Origin of the sequence: Methylophaga sp. UBA5088 (genome assembly GCF_002414625.1) — a bacterium.
Classification (GTDB): domain Bacteria; phylum Pseudomonadota; class Gammaproteobacteria; order Nitrosococcales; family Methylophagaceae; genus Methylophaga; species Methylophaga marina.
Genome location: NZ_DIAC01000059.1, coordinates 13673 through 17235, shown reverse-complemented (window position 1 = coordinate 17235; position 3563 = coordinate 13673). Strand labels below are relative to the sequence as shown.

The 3563-nt window shown below is 44.9% G+C and carries 3 protein-coding genes; all 3 read left to right on the top strand.

Going from position 1 to position 3563, the window contains the following annotated elements:
* A partial coding sequence (locus tag B4K20_RS07910; protein ID WP_289282497.1) for a PilT/PilU family type 4a pilus ATPase occupies positions 1-1069 on the top strand: 1069 nt, incomplete at its 5' end.
* Between the two features lie 59 nt (positions 1070-1128).
* Positions 1129-2085: an acetyl-CoA carboxylase carboxyltransferase subunit alpha gene (locus tag B4K20_RS07905; RefSeq protein WP_289244942.1), complete on the top strand. Its 957-nt coding sequence runs from the start codon at positions 1129-1131 to the stop codon at positions 2083-2085.
* 8 nt (positions 2086-2093) lie between these two features.
* Positions 2094-3434, top strand: coding sequence for a tRNA lysidine(34) synthetase TilS (gene tilS, locus B4K20_RS07900; protein WP_289282496.1), 1341 nt, complete (start codon positions 2094-2096; stop codon positions 3432-3434).
* Positions 3435-3563: the final 129 nt, after the last annotated feature.

Genomic DNA, 3563 nt, shown 5'->3' with positions numbered 1-3563 from the left:
AGACAAGGATGCCTCAGATATGTTTTTCTGCACTGGTACTGAACCCCATATCAAAATTCAGGGCGTCATCAGACCGGTTGGCACCCAGAAATTAGCGCCCGGTGATGTGAAAGAAATGGCTTATTCGATGATGACGGATGAGCAGGCAAAGGAATTTGAAAGCACGCTTGAGATGAACTTTGCTGTTCCTCTGAAAGGCGTGGGGCGTTTCCGGGTCAATATTTTCCGTCAGCGTGGCGAGTGTTCTATCGTGATTCGTTATATCAGAACCTCCATTCCAACCTTTGAGCAAATTGGCTTACCTGATGTGCTCGGTGATGTGGTGATGGAAAAACGTGGACTGATTCTGGTGGTGGGGGCAACAGGTTCAGGCAAGTCAACCACGCTGGCATCGATGATAGGTCATCGCAACCGTAATTCCAGTTCACATATTCTGACAATTGAAGACCCGCTGGAGTTTGTACACAAACATGAACGCTCAATCGTGCAACAGCGTGAAGTGGGTATTGATACTTTATCTTATGAAAACGCCTTAAAAAATGCCTTGCGTGAAGCGCCCGACGTCATTCTTATTGGTGAAATCCGTGATATGGAAACAATGAAACACGCGATTAACTATGCTGAAACGGGTCATCTCTGTCTGGCGACATTGCACGCTAATAACGCCAATCAGGCACTCGATAGAATTATTAACTTTTTCCCTGAAATTTTGCACCGACAGCTATTAATGGATTTATCGCTTAATTTGCGAGCCATTATTTCTCAACGATTATTGCCAACCAAGGATGCAGGGCGTGTACCTGCCGTTGAGGTCATGCTGAATTCTCCATATATCTCAGATTTGATCAATAAAGGAGAAATTGGCAGTATCAAAGATGCCATGCGTGACAGTAATGAAAAAGGTACCATTACATTTGATCAGGCGCTGCTCGGTCTGTATCGCAGTGGTAAGATCACAGAAGAAGACGCATTAATGAATGCCGATTCGCGTAATGATTTGAGTCTGGCTATTCGTCTTGGTGACGACAGTGCCGGGTCAGACACACCAGATGAATTAATTCTCAGCTAAGTGTCTCACTGGCTTAATGTGTATAATTCACCCATTTTTGAATATCTAAGGTAATCCTGATGCAGTTAAATTTCCTTGACTACGAACAACCCATCGCTGAGCTGGAAGCGAAAATTGATGAGTTGCGCTACATGAGTAATGACAGTGATTTAAATATCACTGAAGAGATTCAAAAGTTAAAGGAAAAAAGTGAAAGTCTGACAAAATCGATTTTCGCCTCATTAACGCCCTGGCAAATCACACAAATGGCGCGTCATCCACAACGCCCATACACCCTTGATTACATTAAATTACTTCTGACAGACTTCGAAGAACTGCATGGTGATCGCACCTATGCTGATGATGCGGCTTTGGTCGCCGGGATTGGTCGTTTAAATGGTCGTCCTGTTGTGGCGATTGGCCATCAAAAAGGGCGTGACACCAAAGAAAAAGTCGCCAGAAACTTTGGTATGCCAAGACCAGAAGGTTATCGTAAAGCATTGCGTGTGATGAAAATGGCAGAACGCTTTGGCATGCCTGTGATTACCTTCATTGACACGCCTGGCGCTTATCCTGGCATCGGTGCTGAAGAACGTGGTCAAAGTGAAGCGATTGCCCGTAATCTGTTTGAAATGGCACAATTAAAAACGCCCATTATCAGTACAGTCATTGGTGAAGGTGGTTCTGGTGGCGCATTAGCTGTAGGTGTTGCTGATCATCTGATGATGCTTGAATACGGTATTTACTCGGTGATTTCCCCTGAAGGTTGTGCATCTATTTTATGGAAGAGTGCCGAAAAAGCCTCAGATGCCGCAGCCACATTAGGTGTGACTTCTTCACGACTGAAAGAATTGAAACTGATCGATGAAGTTGTCGCTGAGCCTTTAGGCGGTGCGCATCGTAACGTGCCTGAAATGGCAAAACGCGTCAAACAAGCCATTGAAAATAAACTGAAAGAGTTAGAAAAACTCCCTGCTGATAAATTAATCAAACGCCGTCAGGAAAAACTGCTGAATTACGGCGCTTTTGAGGGATAAAAAACGGGGTGTCATTAAATCCCCAAAAAATCATCACTGACATTACTTCACTGGCGGCAGGACGACCTGTTTGTCTTGCCTACAGTGGTGGTGTCGATTCTCATGTCTTATTGCATCTATTAGCAACCACACAACACCCACAGCTTGCTCAAGTTCGTGCTGTACATATTAACCACGGTTTACATAAAACAGCGGAGCAGTGGGCTAAGCATTGTGCCGATGTTGCCAGCAAACTTGATATTGAATTTAGTCATATTAATGTCACTGTTCAGGATATCGATGAATTAGGTTTGGAAGCCGCAGCCAGGAAAGCCCGCTATGAGGCTCTGAGTGATGAATTACTGCCAGATGAAGTGCTGGTCACTGCCCAACATCAGCATGATCAGGCTGAAACGCTTTTACTGCAGCTATTTCGTGGTGCAGGGCCATTAGGACTTTCTGCTATGTGGCCTGAAAGTCAGTCACATGGTATGAGCATTATCCGACCACTGTTAGATGTGCCCAAGCAGGATATTCTTGATTACGCTGAACTTCATCAGCTTCAGTGGGTTGATGATCCCAGTAATCAAAACATCGATATCAATCGCAATTATCTACGCCAAGAAATTTGGCCGCTTTTGCAACAGCGTTGGCCCACTATTGAAAAAGCTATTAGTCGAAGTGCGAAGCATTGCCAAGAGACTAGTCTGCTATTAGCTCAATTGGCGGAACAGGATCGAGAACAGTGTCAGTTGAAACACGATGGACATTTATCTATCGCAGCGGTGAAACAACTACCCTTGGAGCGGCAACGAAACCTGTTGCGGTTTATGATTGAAACAGCAGGGTATGTATTACCGTCTACAGCGATTTTACAGCGTATTATCGAAGACGTGATCAATGCCGCTGATGATAAAGCCCCGCTGGTGAGATGGGCAGATGCTGAAGTCAGGCGTTATCGAGATGATTTATATGTTCAGACTTCTACAGATTCAGAACTCCCTCCAATAGAGATTAATTTCACTGGCCCTGCAGAACTTGAGTTGTCCGACGACTGCACACTCAAATGGCAGCTGACTTCCGGTGATGGTTTGAAAACATCTGTGCTCAATGGTGATCTCATGATGCGTTATCGTCAGGGCGGGGAAAAAATCCGGCTTAGGGGACATCCGCAACACAAATCATTAAAACAGCTTTTCCAGGAGTGGTCAGTACCACCTTGGAAGCGCGCAACTATTCCGCTGATTTTTGTTGGAGCAGAGTTAGTCGCCGTTGTGGGATATGGTTATGCTGAACATTATGCGGCTGATACTGGTGAAAAAGGCTGGCTGCCTTATCTGGCTGGTGATCTTCAACCAGATTTAGATTGAGCGGGAAGGGCAATTCTGATAATTTATACGCTATTTTGAGCGCAGCCATTCTGGCCGCGTCGTTTTTTATTGAACTCTCCATATTATGACTAAATTTATTTTCGTCACTGGTGGTGTTGTGTCTTCCCT